At 43.5% G+C, this 17,155-nt stretch carries 15 protein-coding genes, 1 tRNA gene and 1 pseudogene; 15 read left to right on the top strand and 2 right to left on the bottom strand.

Annotation, left to right across the window (positions count from 1 at the left end; genetic code table 11):
* Positions 1–248: 248 nt before the first annotated feature.
* A complete protein-coding gene (locus HMPREF3050_RS08815) occupies positions 249–1,241 on the bottom strand; it encodes a L,D-transpeptidase (RefSeq protein ID WP_009313125.1) in 993 nt (330 codons plus the stop codon).
* 164 nt (positions 1,242–1,405) lie between these two features.
* On the opposite strand from HMPREF3050_RS08815, the gene rlmD reads away from it, so the two are divergent.
* The 13 genes from rlmD to cysS all read left to right on the top strand — a co-directional run bounded on the left by rlmD (position 1,406) and on the right by cysS (position 14,341).
* Positions 1,406–2,737, top strand: coding sequence for a 23S rRNA (uracil(1939)-C(5))-methyltransferase RlmD (gene rlmD, locus HMPREF3050_RS08810; RefSeq protein ID WP_070774493.1), 1,332 nt, complete (start codon positions 1,406–1,408; stop codon positions 2,735–2,737).
* A gap of 157 nt (positions 2,738–2,894) precedes the next feature.
* On the top strand, positions 2,895–4,349 hold the full coding sequence (locus tag HMPREF3050_RS08805) for a 23S rRNA methyltransferase (protein ID WP_070774492.1): 1,455 nt from the start codon (positions 2,895–2,897) through the stop codon (positions 4,347–4,349).
* A gap of 20 nt (positions 4,350–4,369) precedes the next feature.
* Positions 4,370–5,470, top strand: a complete 1,101-nt coding sequence (locus HMPREF3050_RS08800; protein ID WP_070774491.1) for a response regulator — start codon at positions 4,370–4,372, stop codon at positions 5,468–5,470.
* Positions 5,471–5,482: 12 nt separating this feature from the next.
* Positions 5,483–6,019, top strand: coding sequence for a GTP-binding protein (locus HMPREF3050_RS08795; RefSeq protein ID WP_003760398.1), 537 nt, complete (start codon positions 5,483–5,485; stop codon positions 6,017–6,019).
* Between the two features lies 1 nt (position 6,020).
* Positions 6,021–6,674, top strand: coding sequence for a hypothetical protein (locus tag HMPREF3050_RS08790; protein WP_009313121.1), 654 nt, complete (start codon positions 6,021–6,023; stop codon positions 6,672–6,674).
* Positions 6,675–6,704: 30 nt separating this feature from the next.
* Positions 6,705–7,064 (top strand): roadblock/LC7 domain-containing protein, encoded by a 360-nt coding sequence (locus HMPREF3050_RS08785; protein ID WP_003760395.1) that lies wholly within the window; start codon positions 6,705–6,707, stop codon positions 7,062–7,064.
* Between the two features lie 86 nt (positions 7,065–7,150).
* Positions 7,151–7,226: transfer RNA gene (locus HMPREF3050_RS08780), tRNA-Asn, on the top strand.
* Positions 7,227–7,707: 481 nt separating this feature from the next.
* Positions 7,708–8,406, top strand: coding sequence for a thiol:disulfide interchange protein DsbA/DsbL (locus tag HMPREF3050_RS08775; RefSeq protein ID WP_070774490.1), 699 nt, complete (start codon positions 7,708–7,710; stop codon positions 8,404–8,406).
* A gap of 194 nt (positions 8,407–8,600) precedes the next feature.
* Complete coding sequence (obgE, locus tag HMPREF3050_RS08770; protein WP_070774489.1) at positions 8,601–9,755, top strand: GTPase ObgE; 1,155 nt, start codon at positions 8,601–8,603, stop codon at positions 9,753–9,755.
* Between the two features lie 79 nt (positions 9,756–9,834).
* On the top strand, positions 9,835–10,044 hold the full coding sequence (locus tag HMPREF3050_RS08765) for a hypothetical protein (RefSeq protein WP_070774488.1): 210 nt from the start codon (positions 9,835–9,837) through the stop codon (positions 10,042–10,044).
* A gap of 149 nt (positions 10,045–10,193) precedes the next feature.
* Entirely contained in the window at positions 10,194–11,609 is a 1,416-nt protein-coding gene (locus tag HMPREF3050_RS08760) for a Sau3AI family type II restriction endonuclease (protein ID WP_070774487.1), read from the top strand.
* A 68-nt stretch (positions 11,610–11,677) separates the two neighbouring features.
* Positions 11,678–12,877, top strand: coding sequence for a DNA (cytosine-5-)-methyltransferase (dcm, locus tag HMPREF3050_RS08755; protein WP_070774486.1), 1,200 nt, complete (start codon positions 11,678–11,680; stop codon positions 12,875–12,877).
* 42 nt (positions 12,878–12,919) lie between these two features.
* Positions 12,920–14,341 carry a cysteine--tRNA ligase gene (gene cysS / locus HMPREF3050_RS08750; RefSeq protein WP_070774485.1) on the top strand — a complete coding sequence of 474 codons (1,422 nt, stop codon included), beginning with the start codon at positions 12,920–12,922 and terminating at the stop codon, positions 14,339–14,341.
* 219 nt (positions 14,342–14,560) lie between these two features.
* Here the strand turns inward: cysS and HMPREF3050_RS08745 are convergent, their stop codons facing one another.
* A complete protein-coding gene (locus HMPREF3050_RS08745; RefSeq protein WP_070774484.1) occupies positions 14,561–15,082 on the bottom strand; it encodes an acyltransferase in 522 nt (173 codons plus the stop codon).
* 441 nt (positions 15,083–15,523) lie between these two features.
* Here HMPREF3050_RS08745 and rpmE point away from each other — a divergent pair, with 441 nt between their 5' ends.
* The gene (gene rpmE, locus HMPREF3050_RS08740; protein ID WP_003760375.1) at positions 15,524–15,739 is read left to right on the top strand and encodes a 50S ribosomal protein L31; all 216 of its coding nucleotides are present in this window, start codon (positions 15,524–15,526) and stop codon (positions 15,737–15,739) included.
* A 401-nt stretch (positions 15,740–16,140) separates the two neighbouring features.
* Positions 16,141–17,155, top strand: a pseudogene (locus HMPREF3050_RS08735) (outer membrane insertion C- signal); the annotation flags it as partial.

Genomic DNA, 17,155 nt, shown 5'->3' with positions numbered 1-17,155 from the left:
TTGTCCTGATTTAAAGTTAATCCACTATACAATAGCGGTGTATCGGGCTGGATTGTTTTTCCTGATACTGAAAAGCAGTTGGCATTCAGTTTGGTAAAGCGGTTATTGGGAAAAAAGGAGTGTGGGCGGTTTGATTGTAAGGATGTGAACGATATTGGATGAAAAAGGTCGTCTGAAATTTGTCAGCTCCTATATTGTTAGGGAGCTGAATTTCAGACGACCTTTGCATTCGGAAAATTCCTTTGCTTTTAGAACAACACTCCTGTCGGCTCGCTGCCTTCCGGGATGTCATATTTCGGATAGCTCGGCGTGCTGGCGGGGGCGTTGTACAGTTTTGCCGGATTTGCTTCAGGACGAACGCTTTGGTTTGGTGCAGAAGCGGGCGTATCGTCAGCTTCGACTTCGATTTCAGTACCTTTAGGCAGAACCACATCTTTGACCGGAGCAGGCTTAGGCGCAATTTTAGGTTTGCTGAAAGCGCTGGAGCCGCTCGTCCAGGCGAGTGATTTCAACGGGGTTTTGAGTTTGACGCCTTTGGCACAGGTCAGACAGTTGGCGGCACCGGTGCGGTTTTTTAAAATAGCGTCTACTTTAGCCGGATTAATGGTTTTACCGTGTGCTTTTGCCCAAGCGGCAATACTTTTCTTCAAGACGGCAGTATCCAGATTTTTTTTGCCATATGGGTCTTGGTATGCAGCCAGCCAAAGGTTTTGGTTGGCATCTTCGTTGAGGCTGGCCATTTGGTAGATGACGGAGGCGGGAGCGCCGGAGGCGATTGTTTTAGCAAATTCCAGTGCATCCGGAGACTTCATGCGGACGCAGCCGTGACTGCGGACGCCCGGTACGCTGGCAGGGGCATTAGTGCCATGAATGCCTAAACCGAGTTTGGGATCGCCCAGACGGACAAAAACAGGACCGAGCGGATTGTTAGGGCCTGCTGGTACGCTTTTGACGCCGTCGCCACGTTCTTTTTGGATGGATTTAGGGATGTGCCAAGTCGGATTGAAGGCTTTTGCACCGATTTTGTGTTCGCCCAATGTGGTTTGGGTCATGGCCTTGCCGACGGCGACAGGATAGATTTTGGTCAGTTTGCCGTCTGTATATAAGAATAAGCGTTGTTGCGGAATATTGATGACGACGTGTTGACCTTCGGAAACGGGAGAGACGTCCGGGATGGGTGTGTTGGCTGAGGCGGCGGTAACGAAGAAGGCAGCGGTCAGGCCGAAAATAGTTTTTTTCATGTGTCGTAATACTTGTAATAAATGAAAAGAAGATTTTGGGAAATCATACCTGAATCTGTATTTTTTTGTGCGAAAATATGCCCTTTCGGTTGCTTGCCGGTTTGAGTGGCAGGTATGGATTGGGGTCGTCTGAAAAGATAAACTGGGTGTCGAGTGGACAAGTGATGGCTGATACGAAATGTTTTGACGGCGTGGCTGATGTTTTTTCTCTGGATTATGAGGGGCGCGGCGTTGCCAGAGTACATGGCAAAACTGTCTTTATTAAAGGTGCGCTGCCTACTGAGAAAGTGTCGTTTCGGGTGCTGAGGGAGAAGAAACAGTTCAGTGAAGCAGAGACAGTAGAAGTATTAAAAGAGTCGGTTGAACGGGTCCGGCCTGCGTGTGGTTATTATGAGACATGTGGCGGTTGTTCGTTGCAACATGTGTCTCCAACCGCTCAAGTTGCATTGAAGCAACGTATTTTGGAAGAACAGCTCGAGCGTATCGGCAGAGTCAGACCGGAACAGATTCTTCCGCCTATTTATGGTTCGGCTTGGCATTATCGGGATAGGGCGCGGTTGAGTGTCTCAGTCGACAAGAAGGGTCGTCTGAAAATGGGTTTTCAGGCGAAAAAAACGAATGAAGTGGTTGATATTGAAACATGTCAGGTGTTGCCTAAACATATTTCAGATGTTTTACCTATGGTGAAATTGTTGTTGCAAACACTGTCTGATGGCGGGGCGGCAGTCCGATTTGTAGAATTTTTTAATAGCCGTGCATTGGTTGTTTTGAACATTTGTTTCATAAAAAAACCGTCTGGCTACTCTTTGAAGCAAATTGAGACATGGTTTGATAAGATATCAGGTGGGGTAAAGCAAGTTTGGCAGGTCTGGTTTCAATATGGGCGCGAGCCGTCAACTGTACTGTACCCTAAAGATTTGCCCGAATTGAAATACGGTTTGCCTGAATTTTCGGTAGAAATGCCTTATCAGCCGGGTGATTTTACGCAGATTAATGCGGACTTGAATGCCGTAATGATCAGCAGGGCTTTGCGCCTGTTGGATATACAGCCTAATGACAGGGTGGTAGATTTGTTTTGCGGGTTGGGTAATTTCAGCCTTCCTATGGCAAAGAGCGGTGCGTCAGTAACGGGTATTGAAGGATTGGATTCCCTTGTTTTGCGTGCCAGGCAAAACGCTCTTCGAAACAGTTGTGTAAAATATGCGTCGTTTGAGGTGGCAGATTTGTTTGAGACAGATGAGCAGACGGTAGCCTCATGGGGGGTATTCGACAAAATGTTGCTCGATCCGCCCAGGAGTGGTGCTTATGCTGTTGTCAAATCGCTACATACGCCATACCTGCCGAAAAAAATCGTATATGTTTCATGTAATCCTTCAACCTTTGCACGTGACGCGGAAGTATTGGTAAATAAGGGTTACAACTTCAAATCTGCAGGCATTATGAATATGTTTGCACAAACTTCTCATGTCGAATCCATCGGCGTGTTTGAGTTGTAAATCCGATAGTGGGAGTGTCTGACAAATGGTTTTTAATGTAATTATTGGTTGAATCATGTTATCATAATTCAATTGGGGAATAGATGATTCGGCTGTTTCCATAAATGCCGAACATCGAATATATGTAGTTTTATTTGCCGCACCACAGTATCGGGAGGTGTTCTTGAGTTATCCATTAATCATATTGCTAGTGCTTTTGTTTATTGTGCTGCTGTTTATTTTTTATAAACAGAATGGTACTGCTAAAACTAAAAAGTCGACAAAAGCAGCTAAAGCATCATCCAAAAAAAACCATCACCCAAATCAAGAAAGCATTGAAGGGGTAAGTCCGGATTGGGTTGATCAAGTCAATCAATCCGTTTCCGACCCGGATCAACAGGATTGGGAATGGGGAGGCAGTAGTTCTGCCGGTTCAACTACGTCTGTATCTGCACAAGAAGTCGACCCGCTGACGGAATATCAAGTATATAAGCAATTTGGTTATGAGAGTAAGGCTGCCGAATCTTTGGCGGGTTATTTGAATGGCCTAAACGATGGAGCTCCTGAAAAATTAGTACATGAGCTTGTCGGGCTGAGTCTGCGTGTTGGCAATATCGATATGCTGACAGACGCCTTGGAGCGTCATGGCTCCGTTTTGTCTGAAGAAAGTCTGGCTGAGTACGTTAAAGCCGGCTTGATGTCCGATCAGACGCATTTGCCATTACGCGTATTGGCAGAAAACCGTTTGGGATGGAGCATGCAGGAAATCGAGCGCCAAATCGGAGAACAACCTGATTTGGAAGAGGCTTCGGCATCCGCTCCTGCGATGACTAATGACAATGCAGGCACTAATCACGCCCCTGGCGTTTCCAAACGCGCTGCTATCGTATTGGGCAAGAAAGAGTTTACCGATATTACTCCGGAAGAAATGGGAGCCGTTATCGGATTTGTTAAACCTGAGCAAAGTGCCAAAATCTTAAAAGACAAAGTAGGCTATGAAACTGCTGTTCAACAATATAACCGTGCCATTCAAAGCTCTTCTAAGCCTGCAAGCCTTATCATCGATGCATTAAAACTTGACTATCAGCATGAAGAAATCAGTCAGTTTGCTAAACACTTGTGGAAGTTGTACCACTCATTGGGTCAGTATGGTCGCCAAGTGAAAGAACGCATGCTAGGTTGGGGATATAGCCTTGGTTATCATGAAGTATTTGATGATTTGGAGAAAGGACCTAACGAAAATAAAATCAGAGAAATTGGTTTGGAAAGGGGTTATATCCGACCTACTTCTCTTCAAATGAAAGCTAAATATCGCGAACTGGTACAAAAAGATTCTTCTATCATTAGCGTCAACGCCTCTCCTGCAGATGAAGCACTGAAAGAAGTTGAATCTTTACTGATGTACGGTCAGTTGGATTTGGCCATAGGTACTTTGGAACAAGCTGTTTTACAGTACCCGCAAGAATCTCAATTGTATGTGATGCTGTTCGATCTTTACGAAAGAGTAGAGGACTGGGCACGTCTGGAACAATTCTTGCGCTTATTGCGTGAACGCGTTGTCAGCCTTCCGGAAGAAGTGGTATTGGCAATGAGCCGTTTGCTGCAACATGTAAATCAACATTCAAAAAAATAAAATAATTAGAGAGTACCATGATGGATAATCTGTTACCTAAAATCAAAACCATACGGATTATGCTGCGCGATATGAGCGAGCAGCAAGAAGCCGTTTTCCGTATGGCCTTTAAAATGCACAATACGACGAACTATCAGATTCTTGACTCAGATTCAGATGAAATACCAGATTTAGTATTGGTAGATACTGATACTGCTGAGGGCATTGAAACTTGGAAAACGCTCAAAATCAAATACCCTGATATTCCTGTTGCGATGTTTTGTTCGCAAGAGCCATCTGTTACAACGCCGTATTTGGCTAAGCCGGTTAAATTCGATACCTTATTCCCGATTTTGAGAAGTTTGGCGCAGGGCGGGAATATTTTTGATGCTTCGGCTCAAAAGGCAGAAGTACAAGAAGGAGCGCAAAACGGTAACGAAAGTAGAAAGGCTACTATTCGTCGCTTTAATCCGAATAAAGGATTGCTTGGTGCTTTGAAGTTTGCCAGTCAAGGCCATCAGGATATTGCCGTTTTACATGAGGGTAAACCGGTATTAATCGTTTTCCCAAGTATTCAAAGGGTATTGCTGACAGTCAACGCCCATGAGTTAGAAGGGCTTTGTAAGAATGACAATTTATCTGTTGTATGCAAAGTCGTGCCGGATAATCCCCAGTGGAAAGAAAAAGCCAAAGTAACGATTATGTCTTGTTTGTGGCAGATGGCAATTTGGACTGCTCAGGGAAGATTGATTTATCCGATGACTCCTCAAACGATTTTCACTTTAAAGCGTTGGCCTAATTTGACCAGGCTTGCTCCGGTTCCAGAGTCTATGAGGTTATCTGCGTTTTTAACTAAAACATCAGTCAACTTAAATATCCTCTATAAAGTTATGCCTTTGGAAATGCCGGATATCTTGAATTATTTGGCGGCAACCTCTGTAACAGGCTTTTTGGCAACGGATAGCGAATATGCTCCGAATCAAGCTAATCAGCATGCCAATATTTCTGAACATGTTAGTGTTAATAGCGATGTGCCTGATAGTCAGATGGTTAAGGATGCAGAAAAAGTGGCAGGTCCTTCGCAAGAGCAGCCACGCGGTTTGTTACAGCGCTTAATGCGTAAATTATTGGGAAAACGCTAAAAAGGACATGTAATGAAAGAAAATAAAATTATCTTTACCGGTCCGGTTGGAGTAGGTAAAACAACAGCAATTTCTGCGTTATCAGATGAGCCGCCTGTACAGACAGATGCATCTGCATCAGATATGACGCTGGTTCGTAAGGGGTATACCACCGTAGCAATGGATTATGGTGTGATCCATTTGGATGAAGAAGTCAAAGTTCATTTATATGGTACACCGGGGCAAGAACGTTTTAACTTTATGTGGGAAATTCTAAGCCAGGGTAGTATGGGATTGGTATTGCTTTTGGATAATACACGAACAAACCCATTGAAGGATTTGCAATTCTTCTTGGAAGCATTCCGAGAATTATTGAAAACAGCGCCATTAGTAGTAGGCGTTACTAAAATGGATATTCGTTCATTGCCAAGCGTTGATGTATATCAGAAATATTTAGCACAAAATAATTTTAATGTACCGGTTTTTGAGATTGATGCTCGTAGAGAAGATGATGTCAAACAATTGGTTAGCGCAATGTTGTTCTCAATTGATCCGGGTTTAGAGGTATAAAATGGAATCAACACTTTCTTTGCAATCAAATTTATATCCCAGAATTACACCTGCTGGTGCTTATTATGCAGTAACCAGCGATACACCAAGCGCAAGTAGAACATTGCTATATAGCTTATTGCGTGCAAACCCGTCAGAGGTCATTAGTAGCGAAAAAATTCTAGCTTGGGCTGATACCAGTGATATCAATACGGCTTTAAACTTGTTGTACCGTTTGCAACGTTTAGAGTTTTTATATGGTGATGAAAATATTAGTAACGAAGATATTCATTTAACAGACGAGCAGTTACCGGAATTGTTAGAGCAGTTGTCTAATTCAGGTAAAGCTTTGCTGGCTGATGAGAATGGTCTGTATTTTGCCAATGCTAATTTTCATCATGAAGCTGCCGAAGAGTTAGGCCTGTTGGCAAGCGAGGTGGCTAAGATGGAAGATGGTCATCGTCTGCTGATTCGTAACAATTTGCATATCAATAATAGTGCATGGGGGATTTGTGATCCTTCTGGTCAGAGCGAGTTAACATTTTTCCCATTGTATATTGGTGAAACTAAGCTGATTCTAGTTATAGGTGGTATGCCTGACTTAAATAAAGAGGCGTTCGTGACACTGGTTAAAGTGTTGTACCACAGATATGGTAGCCGCCAGCAAACTATATAACTAAAGTTATAATTTGAGAATGGAATAAATATGCAACAATTATTAATCTCTGTGTTGAGTGATTTAAATAATACTTCTCCCGATATTACAGCTTCAGCTGTAATATCGACTGATGGTTTGCCAATTGCTACAATGCTTCCATCACATTTGAATGCGGACAGAGTTGGTGCTATGTCTGCAACATTGTTGGCATTGGGCAACCGTTCAGTGCATGAGCTGGCATGTGGTGAGTTGGATCAAGTGATGGTTAAAGGTAAAACAGGTTATATTCTGTTGAGTCAAGCAGGTGATAATGCAGTATTGGCCCTGATGGCGAAGGAAAGCGGTAAGCTGGGTTTGATCTTGCTGGATGCTAAACGTGCTGCTAAACATATTGCAGAAATTTTATAAAACCGCATATAAATCATATCATTAATGATAATAGGGGATTAATTCTTGACTTCTTGTTTTTTTTAAGATATAATTCCCCTTCTAATTCCCCGATAGCTCAGTCGGTAGAGCGACGGACTGTTAATCCGCAGGTCCCTGGTTCGAGCCCAGGTCGGGGAGCCAAATATCAAAAGCCTGAACATCGAAAATATGTTCAGGCTTTTTTATAAGGTAAATTGTATTGATATTTTCTTTATTCAATTGTTTCGTGGAATTGAATTGTTGTCATAAAAGTGCAAACCTGTTGCATCTTACAAATAGTAGCAATGCATGGACGGATTTTCAGACGACCTTGGATTCGAATTTGAAGTGCAACTTTCCATAACAGAAAAAAGGCAGTATGCGGCAAGTATTGCACTTCAAATCTGAATTCGCCGACCTCTTCAAACTATTCGCAGTTTGATACTTTTGATCAAGATTCTCAGTTTAAAAATACTGAAAGTCAGTACCTGCAGACGGTAAATTTGCACTAAATCCCTATTTTTCAAAGGTCGTCTGAAACCATCCTTTCTTCATATGAAACCGTCTTTTTCGCATCAAACCATATATCAAACTGTAAAAATACAATAGAATCCCATATTAGACTGAAAATCACGGAGTAAACATGAAACTGAAAACCCTTACCCTCGCTGCTGCTCTGCTGGCCCTGACCGCCTGCGACAACAAAGTCCAAACCAGCGTTCCTGCCGACAGTGCGCCTGCGGCTTCAGCAGCCTCCGCTGCGCCTGTCGCTTTAGTTGAGGGGCTTAACTACACCACACTCAGCACGCCTATTCCCCAACAGCAGGCAGGCAAAGTCGAAGTCCTCGAATTTTTCGGCTACTTCTGTCCGCACTGCGCCCACCTCGAACCCGTTTTGAGCAAACACGTCAAAACCTTCAAAGACGACACCTACCTTCGTACTGAACACGTTGTTTGGGGCGATGAGATGAAACCGTTGGCGCGCCTTGCTGCCGCCGTCGATATGGCGGTCGCAGACACCAAAGACATTGCAAACAGCCATATCTTTGATGCTATGGTTAATCAGAAAGTCAAACTGCAAGACCCTGAAACCCTCAAAAAATGGTTGGCCGAGCAAACCGCTTTTGACGGCAAAAAAGTCCTCGCCGCCTACGAATCCCCCGAAAGCCAAACCCGCGCAGACAAAATGGCAGAGCTGACCAATACCTACAAAATCGACGGCACGCCCACCGTCATTGTCGGCGGCAAATACAAAGTCGAATTTGCCGACTGGGAATCAGGTATGAAAACCATAGACCTGCTTGCAGACAGAGTACGCGAAGAACAAAAAACTGCCAAATAATCCCAAAAAGCAAACAGCCGTCCGAAACCGCGATTTCAGGACGGCTGTTTTCACAAAACATCAGGCAAAAAACCAAGCGGGACAGAGAAACGGGCGCACATCCCCCATATCCCTTATAATATCCCCCATTCCCATTTTTTCAGACGACCTCCGACACAAAAGGTCGTCTGAAACCCAAAATACAAGAGAACACCATGAAATTCATCGACGAAGCAAAAATCGAAGTCGCCGCAGGCAAAGGCGGTAATGGCGCAACCAGTTTCCGCCGCGAAAAATTCGTACCGCGCGGTGGTCCCGACGGTGGCGACGGCGGCAAAGGCGGCAGCGTCTGGGCAGAAGCCGACGAAAACACCAACACCCTCGTCGAATACCGCTTCGTCAAACGCTACCAAGCCCAAAACGGCGAAAAAGGCCACGGCTCCGACCGCTACGGCGCAGGTGCGGACGACATCGTCCTCAAAATGCCCGTCGGTACCCTTATCCGCGACCTCGACACCGACGAAATCGTCGCCGACCTCACTTATCACGGCCAGCGCGTCTGTCTCGCCAAAGGCGGCAAAGGCGGCTTGGGCAACATCCACTTCAAATCGTCTGTCAACCGCGCCCCCAAACAATCCACGCCCGGCGAAGAAGGCGAAACCCGTTCCCTGCAACTCGAACTCAAAGTCCTCGCTGATGTCGGCTTATTAGGTATGCCCAACGCCGGTAAATCCACCCTAATTACCGCCGTATCCGCCGCACGCCCCAAAATCGCCAACTACCCCTTCACTACCCTGCATCCGAACTTAGGCGTCGTGCGCATCGACGAAAACCACAGCTTCGTCATGGCCGACATCCCCGGCCTGATTGAAGGCGCGGCAGAAGGCGCAGGCCTCGGCCACCGCTTCCTCAAACACTTATCACGCACCGGCCTGCTGCTGCACGTCGTCGATTTGGCGCCCTTCGACGAAACCGTCAACCCCGCCAAAGAAGCCCTCGCCATCATCAACGAACTGCGCAAATACGATGAAGAACTTTACGGCAAACCGCGCTGGCTGGTGCTGAACAAACTCGACATACTCGATGAAGAAGAAGCCCAAACGCGCACCGCCGCCTTCCTAGAAGCCATCGGTTGGGATTACCCCAAACCAGATGACCGCTTCCAATTCGACATGGAAACCCCGCGCCTCTTCCAAATCAGCGCCCTGACCCACCAAGGCACACAGGAATTGGTACACCAAATCAACCAATACCTGACCGAGAAAAAACGTATCGAAGCTGAGAAAGCCGAAGCGGAGCAGGCAGCGGCAAATGTCGAGATTGCCGAGCAACAGCCTAAAACGGATACTGGCGTATTTAAACCTGAGTAAGGAAATAAAAAGTTTTCAGACGACCTGTTTAATGTAATATAGGGTCGTCCGAATACAGGAACAAAAAGCAAGGAAGACCATGATTTCTGATAAACAACGTGTCGAATTGGCGAAAAAGCAAGCTATGCTTAAAATTTTGTATCAGGCATGGCTAGCAGAAAAACGGAAATACGCCGTAATCACGGTAGTCGATAATGAAGGCAATCTGATCGAATATCATCCTTCCGGTAATCAAAGAACAGTAGGCCATGTCAAACTTACTAACCGAATGCCTCTATATGCTAAATAAAAAAGCAGAGCAATGCTAAGAACTATAGAAATTTTACCCAAGACAAATACAATGATGTTTAAACTTAGAATAAATAATACTCAGGTTAATCTTTTCATAAAGTAAATTTTTAAATTATTTTATCATTAAGCAATAAAATGGATTAAAAAATGCAAATACTACACCCTAAAAATAAAAAATTTCTATACGATGACGCAGATGCCCAAAGTATTATTGAATACGCTCTCAAACTTCATGGTGTTACATTATCATCGGTCATTTGTATATCTGATGATGACGAAAAGCTAAATAGTAATAAAGGAAAATTTGGTCAAATTCTAGAGAAATATTACTTTTTTAAGAAGCTTAACTCCGACTCTTGCCCAGATTTTCCAGCTGCACAAATAGAATTAAAATCTTGCCCTCTTAAAAAACTCAGTAGAAAATCAGAATTCAGAGCAAAAGAACGATTGGTATTAAATATTATTAATTACGAAGAGTTAGCCAATCAAAACTTTATAAATAGCTCGTTTCTCAATAAAAATTCTCGTCTTTTATTGGTATTCTATATTTATAATAAATTACAAACAGTTTTTGAATATCCTATTAAGTTAGTAGGTCTATGGGAATTCCCAGATAATGATTTAGAAATCATCCGCCAAGATTGGGAAAATATCCAAACGAAAGTTCGGACCGGCAAAGCGCATGAACTATCTGAAGGAGATACTTTTTACCTAGGCGCATGTACTAAAGGGAAAAATTCCCAATCACTAAGAACTCAACCTTACTCCAATATTCCTGCAAAACAACGAGCTTTCTCTTTAAAACAAGGATATGTCAATCATATTATTGCCAAATTATCTGGAAGTACAGATGGCTCATTTGGAAAAATTATCCGTAAACCAACTGAAACAGAAGACCTAGAAAGTTTAGTTATCCGAAAATTTTCTAAATATTATGGACAAACAGAAGATGAAATTGCTAGTAAATTAGGTTTATTAGAACAAAAACAATCCAAACAGTTTTACGCAATGCTTACTAAAAAGATTTTAGGAATTGACTATAATAAAGAAATTGAAGAATTTTCTAAAGCAGATATTGTTGTCAAAACCATTCGAATTCAAAAGAATAATCTTCCGAAAGAAAGCATTTCATTTCCAGCCTTTAAATATAAAGATATTATGGATGAGAATTGCTGGGAAGAAAGCAGTTTTCACCAATTCCTTGAAAGAAAGTTCCTATTCATTTTTTTTAAATATCACAATAATACATTTTCCTTAGAAAAAGCTGTTTTTTGGACTATGCCTTACTACGACAAAGAACAAGCGCATAAAATTTGGAGTGACTTAAGACAACTCTTATCTGAAGGTAAAATTATTAAATCTATTAATATCCACTCAAAGCGGCGTACAACCTATTTTACGGATATCAAAAATAGCGTCATACATATTCGCCCACACGCTAAAAATGCAGCGGATACTTATCCGTTACCAACACCTGACAAGCTAACTGGCAATCCAGCTTATACTAAGCACTGCTTTTGGCTTAATGCAGATTATGTTCGTGACAATATTTATTTAAAATAGATTGATCCAAACAAAAATTTCGGTTAATATATACTGAATTAACAAAACAGATACCATTAGAGATTTAAATGGATAAAAACATTAAAGTAGTAGAATTGTTTGCTGGTGTAGGTGGATTTCGTCTTGGTTTAGAAGCCGCTTCCAAAAATTATCAAACGATTTGGGCAAATCAATGGGAGCCTGGCAAAAAATCCCAGCATGCCTATGATTGCTATGTTCATCACTTTGGGATAGAAAATCACATCAATGAAAACATATCTACAGCAAAACATAATATTCCTGCTCATGATTTTTTAGTCGGTGGTTTCCCTTGCCAAGATTACTCTGTTGCACGCTCAGGTGCTACTGGTATTGAAGGAAAAAAAGGGGTTCTATGGTGGGATATTCGTGACATTATTGAAGCAAGAAAGCCTGAATGGATTCTTTTAGAAAATGTAGATCGCCTTTTAAAATCCCCATCTAATCAGAGAGGGAAAGACTTTGGAGTCATGCTTCGCTGCTTATATGATTTAGGATATATTGCAGAATGGAGGGTAATCAACGCTGCAGAATATGGTTATTCTCAACGTCGCCGTCGTGTTTTTATTTTTGCATGTAAGCGTCAATCAAAAATTGCTACTGAATTATTTTCCATTCCTCCAATACAATGGTTACTTGATAAAGGAATTTTTGCCAAGTCATTTCCTGTCATAGACGCAGTTTCTAAAAACCGTAAGAATGTTACCTCCATTACAGAAGGATTCAATGATCTTAAGGAGATTTCTGATAGATTTACAGCTGATTTCTATAATGCAGGAATAATGATTGATAGCAAAATATATTCAATAGAAACCATACCTGAAAAATATACTCCTTCTACTTTAGGTAGTATTTTAGAAAATCGAGAAATTGAAGAACATTATTTCTTAAATGGTAGCTTAGAGAAGTGGAAATATCTCAAGGGAGCAAAAAAAATTCCACGTTTTAAACCAAATGGAGAACCATACTTCTTTACAGAAGGTGGAATGAGTTTTCCTGATAATTTAGATTTACCTGCAAGAACAATGCTAACCAGCGAATCAAGTATTAATCGAAGTAGCCATGTAGTAACAGATAAGAAAACTCAAAAATTACGTCTGCTAACTCCCATAGAATGCGAGCGTTTAAACGGGTTTCCCGATAACTGGACAAACACAGGGATGCCACATAAATTCCGTTACTTTACAATGGGAAATGCTCTCGTTGTCCCAATTATCCAAAAGATTGGTGAAGAATTATTAAAGAGATAATTTCCTTCTAAAATATTCTATTAATTAAATTAAGTAAATCCCATGCTAACCATCTACAACACCCTTACCCGCCAAAAAGAACCCTTCGCCCCCATCGACCCTAAAAACGTGCGTATGTATGTTTGCGGCATGACCGTTTACGACTATTGCCACTTAGGCCATGCCCGTGTGATGGTTGTGTTCGACATGATTGCCCGCTGGCTGCGCGAGTGGGGTTATCCGCTCACTTATGTGCGCAACATTACCGACATCGACGACAAAATCATCGCCCGCGCAGCTGAAAACGGTGAAACCATCGGCGAGCTGACCGCGCGTTTCATCCAAGCCATGCACGAAGATGCCGATGCTTTAGGTGTGTTGCGTCCGGATATTGAGCCGAAGGCGACGGAAAACATCCCGCAAATGATTGCCATGATTGAGACCCTGATTCAAAACGGCAAGGCATACCCTGCCGCCAACGGCGACGTTTACTACGCCGTGCGCGAGTTTGCCGCTTACGGACAATTGTCGGGTAAATCGTTGGACGACCTGCGCGCAGGCGAGCGTGTGGAAGTCGATGGTTTCAAACGCAATCCACTTGATTTTGTCTTATGGAAAGCGGCCAAAGCAGGCGAGCCGGCATGGGAAAGCCCGTGGGGCAACGGACGTCCAGGTTGGCATATCGAATGTTCTGCCATGAGTGAAAACCTGTTCGGCGATACTTTCGACATTCACGGCGGCGGTGCGGACTTGCAGTTCCCGCACCATGAAAACGAAATTGCCCAAAGCGTCGGCGCGACAGGACATACCTGCGGCCATGACCACGCGCAAACCCACCACGGGCAAAGCATTGCCAGTCACGTCAAATACTGGCTGCACAACGGCTTCATCCGTGTGGACGGCGAAAAAATGTCCAAATCGCTGGGCAACTTCTTCACCATCCGCGAAGTGTTGAAACAATACGACCCCGAAGTCGTGCGCTTCTTCATCCTGCGCGCCCACTACCGCAGCCCGCTGAATTACTCCGACGCGCATCTGGACGACGCAAAAGGCGCACTGACGCGCCTGTACACAACCTTGAAAAATACCCCTGCGGCTGAGTTTGATTTATCTGAAAACGCCAACGACTACACCCGCCGCTTCTACGCCGCCATGAACGACGATTTCGGTACGGTCGAAGCCGTTGCCGTATTGTTTGAACTGGCAGGTGAAGTGAATAAAACCAATGATGCACACCTCGCCGGCTGCCTGAAAGCCTTGGGCGGCATCATCGGTCTGCTGCAACGCGACCCGACCGAGTTCCTGCAAGGCGGTGCGGTTTCAGACGGCCTCTCCAACGAAGAAATCGAAGATTTAATCGCCCAGCGGAAACAGGCTCGCGCCGATAAAAACTGGGCGGAGTCCGACCGCATCCGCGACCTTCTGAACGAACACAAAATCATTCTGGAAGACAACGCTGGCGGCACGACTTGGCGGCGCGGCTAATTTGCTTTGATACGAAAAAAGGTCGTCTGAAAACATTTTCAGACGACCTTTATATATAGTGGATTAACCTAAATCAGGACAAGGCGACGAAGCCGCAGACAGTACAGATAGTACGTTCAGCACCTTAGAGAATCGTTCTCTTTGAGCTAAGGCGAGGCAACGCCGTACTGGTTTAAAGTTAATCCACTATATTTGATTGGAAACCGTGATGTGTGTACTTTAATCTTCTAACAGGTTCTTCTTGATGACCGCAGGATTCCCCGCGGCGACGCAATATGGCGGCACATCTTTGGTTACCACAGCCCCTGCGCCGATGACTGCCCCTTTACCTATCCGGACCCCGCCCATAATAATCGCGCGCCTTCCGATCCACACATCATCCTCAATCACAATCGGATTGATTTCCGTATAGCCCTCATACTTCAAAGTCTCGCGATTAAACTTATGATTATTAGAATAAAACAAACACTCCGGCCCCATCATGACATTATTGCCTATCGTCAAGCCGTAGCAAATTTCGCAATTAACGCCGATGCCCGAGTTATCGCCGATCACCGTATCCGGCATGACGTACGCGCCTTTGTCAATATTGACGTTTCTGCCGATATGCGAAGAAATTCCCGATGCAAGGAAAGCTCTGATTTTTTTAGAAGGCGGTCCTATAACCCTCATATAAGACTGGGGCAACATTCCGCCCAGTCCGCGCAGCAGCCAAGAACACATTTTTATTTTAATACTCATCCGATTTTCCATTTTGAGGACAGGTTCACATGAGACACGCGTTGTAAGATGAAGTTTATGAAAAATGGTAAATTTCGGTATATGCATAATCTGATTCACAATCACAAGCTACATAATGCTGTTTGTGATGGATTTGTTAGAATGAGTATGGATTTGACAGCGGCTTACTGCTTCAAAACCAATCTGCTGCCCGAATATACAGCCTGATAGCAGATAGCACTAAAAACCTTATTTACAAAAAATATTGCCCAGTCAAACGCCTGACAACAATACGTTATTCCAGTAAATTCGCTAGCCATGCCGAAAAATAATGATATTTTAGGCCTCTAGTCAAAGCAAAGGTAATATCCTCTTGACAAAAAAACAAAAATTATCAATAATTACCAGCTTGTTTGAAGCATAGGCACATCCCCTATGCCCGCTTAATCGAAAGGAAACAACATGAAACAAGGTATCCACCCTAATTACCACGAAATCAACGTTACCTGCTCCTGCGGTAACAAATTCGTCACCAAATCCGCTCTGGAAAAAGACAGCTTCAACATCGAGGTTTGCTCTTTGTGCCATCCGTTCTACACCGGTACTCAAAAAATCGTCGACACTACCGGTCGCGTGGATAAATTCAACAACAAATTCGGCAACCTGTTCAAACGCTAATCGCCGCTTTGTGACAAAAAAGACTGCTATATGCAGTCTTTTTTGTTTTCATGCCCTAAAAACAGTCAATTTGGAACTCAATGACATACTGCGTAGCGTAACAAACAACGGTTTATACGCCGATATGTTGCCATCATCAAGAATGGGTAAATGATTTATCTAAATTATTTGCTGAGTATTTGCCCGTCTTATGCAGATGATGTATTTGTGCAACATATTTTCACAATATGCAAAAAAGTTATGCAAAATACTTGCATTTAAATTTCATTTTTTTACAATTGCAGGTGCAACTTTCTTCAAGTGACTATCACCGTTAAGACCATGCGGTGTCCCTTTTTCAGTTTACGGGGAAAAGAGAAGCTTGAATAACGTCCTTACACCCACCACAAAAGGTAAAAAACATGAAAAAATTCAATGTAAAAGTATTAAGCATGGCTGTTGCGGCAGCCGTAGTGAGCGGCGCAGCGGCTGCTGAAGAAGTAAACTTCGCACAAGCTGTTGGAGGGAAACCCGATCAAGGGCAAGCAGCATTTTTTACTGTCTTTGGCGAAGGTACAACATATGATAAAGGTACCGGTAAGCTGACTTTCAAAAAAGATAGCGATGCTCTGCTTTTGAAAACCTTAGAGTTAGAACAAACCATTAATGGTTTTGCGTCTGGTTCAAATTTCATCACGACTGATGCTAATGGCAACAAAACCGTCCGTGAAGCCACTAATGAAGATATCGAAGCCGACAGCCTGAAAGGTGTAGGCTTGGCAGGCGGCCTTACCGCCGTCAATGCCCGCGTGGATGATCTGTTGGACGACACTGCGGCAGCTTTGGATGAACAAGAGAAAGCTATTGAGAAACTGAATAATGCCACCAAAACCAACATTGACCAAATTACCAAAATTACGGAAGGCGTGAATACTCTGAACACGTCAGTTGCAGAAATGGGCAAAGACATTTCTACCAAATTTGACGAAGTGGACAGTGAAATTTCCAAAGCTTCGTCTGAGCTTTCCGAATCCATTGAAAAAGTAAGCGAAGACGTAACCGCAGTAAACACCCGTGTGGACAGCCTGGCGCAAGACGCAGCGGATGCCAAAGCCAACGCCAAAGCCGCCGAAGACAAAGTAACCGCGCTTTCTGCTAACGTTGACAGCAAAATAAAAGAAGCCAAAGATGCCTCCGATAAAGCTGTGGATGCTGCTGATAAAGCCAAAGACGCCGCCGATAAAGCAGTGGATGCTGCTTCTAAAATTGACACGGTTGCCGAAAAAGCTGACAAAGCAAGCAAAGGCGTAGAAGTTTTGGCTAAATCACTGGAGGCGGTAACTGAACAAACTGCCTTATCTATTGCAGAAAATACTCAAAAATTTGATGGCTTTAAAGAAGGTGATGAAATCGTCTTTACCGATGATAAAGGTATCA

The sequence above is a fragment of the Neisseria sp. HMSC065D04 genome (assembly GCF_001815675.1).
Taxonomy (GTDB): domain Bacteria; phylum Pseudomonadota; class Gammaproteobacteria; order Burkholderiales; family Neisseriaceae; genus Neisseria.
Note: the sequence above shows the minus strand (reverse complement) of the source record. Positions and strands in the feature narration are given on the sequence as shown.

Coding starts and splice junctions, on each gene's coding strand:
- HMPREF3050_RS08815 (WP_009313125.1), bottom strand. CDS start 1,241: ATGAAAAAAACTATTTTCGGCCTGACCGCTGCCTTCTTCGTTACCGCC.
- rlmD (WP_070774493.1), top strand. CDS start 1,406: ATGGCTGATACGAAATGTTTTGACGGCGTGGCTGATGTTTTTTCTCTG.
- HMPREF3050_RS08800 (WP_070774491.1), top strand. CDS start 4,370: ATGGATAATCTGTTACCTAAAATCAAAACCATACGGATTATGCTGCGC.
- HMPREF3050_RS08795 (WP_003760398.1), top strand. CDS start 5,483: ATGAAAGAAAATAAAATTATCTTTACCGGTCCGGTTGGAGTAGGTAAA.
- HMPREF3050_RS08790 (WP_009313121.1), top strand. CDS start 6,021: ATGGAATCAACACTTTCTTTGCAATCAAATTTATATCCCAGAATTACA.
- HMPREF3050_RS08785 (WP_003760395.1), top strand. CDS start 6,705: ATGCAACAATTATTAATCTCTGTGTTGAGTGATTTAAATAATACTTCT.
- HMPREF3050_RS08775 (WP_070774490.1), top strand. CDS start 7,708: ATGAAACTGAAAACCCTTACCCTCGCTGCTGCTCTGCTGGCCCTGACC.
- obgE (WP_070774489.1), top strand. CDS start 8,601: ATGAAATTCATCGACGAAGCAAAAATCGAAGTCGCCGCAGGCAAAGGC.
- HMPREF3050_RS08765 (WP_070774488.1), top strand. CDS start 9,835: ATGATTTCTGATAAACAACGTGTCGAATTGGCGAAAAAGCAAGCTATG.
- HMPREF3050_RS08760 (WP_070774487.1), top strand. CDS start 10,194: ATGCAAATACTACACCCTAAAAATAAAAAATTTCTATACGATGACGCA.
- dcm (WP_070774486.1), top strand. CDS start 11,678: ATGGATAAAAACATTAAAGTAGTAGAATTGTTTGCTGGTGTAGGTGGA.
- cysS (WP_070774485.1), top strand. CDS start 12,920: ATGCTAACCATCTACAACACCCTTACCCGCCAAAAAGAACCCTTCGCC.
- HMPREF3050_RS08745 (WP_070774484.1), bottom strand. CDS start 15,082: ATGAGTATTAAAATAAAAATGTGTTCTTGGCTGCTGCGCGGACTGGGC.
- rpmE (WP_003760375.1), top strand. CDS start 15,524: ATGAAACAAGGTATCCACCCTAATTACCACGAAATCAACGTTACCTGC.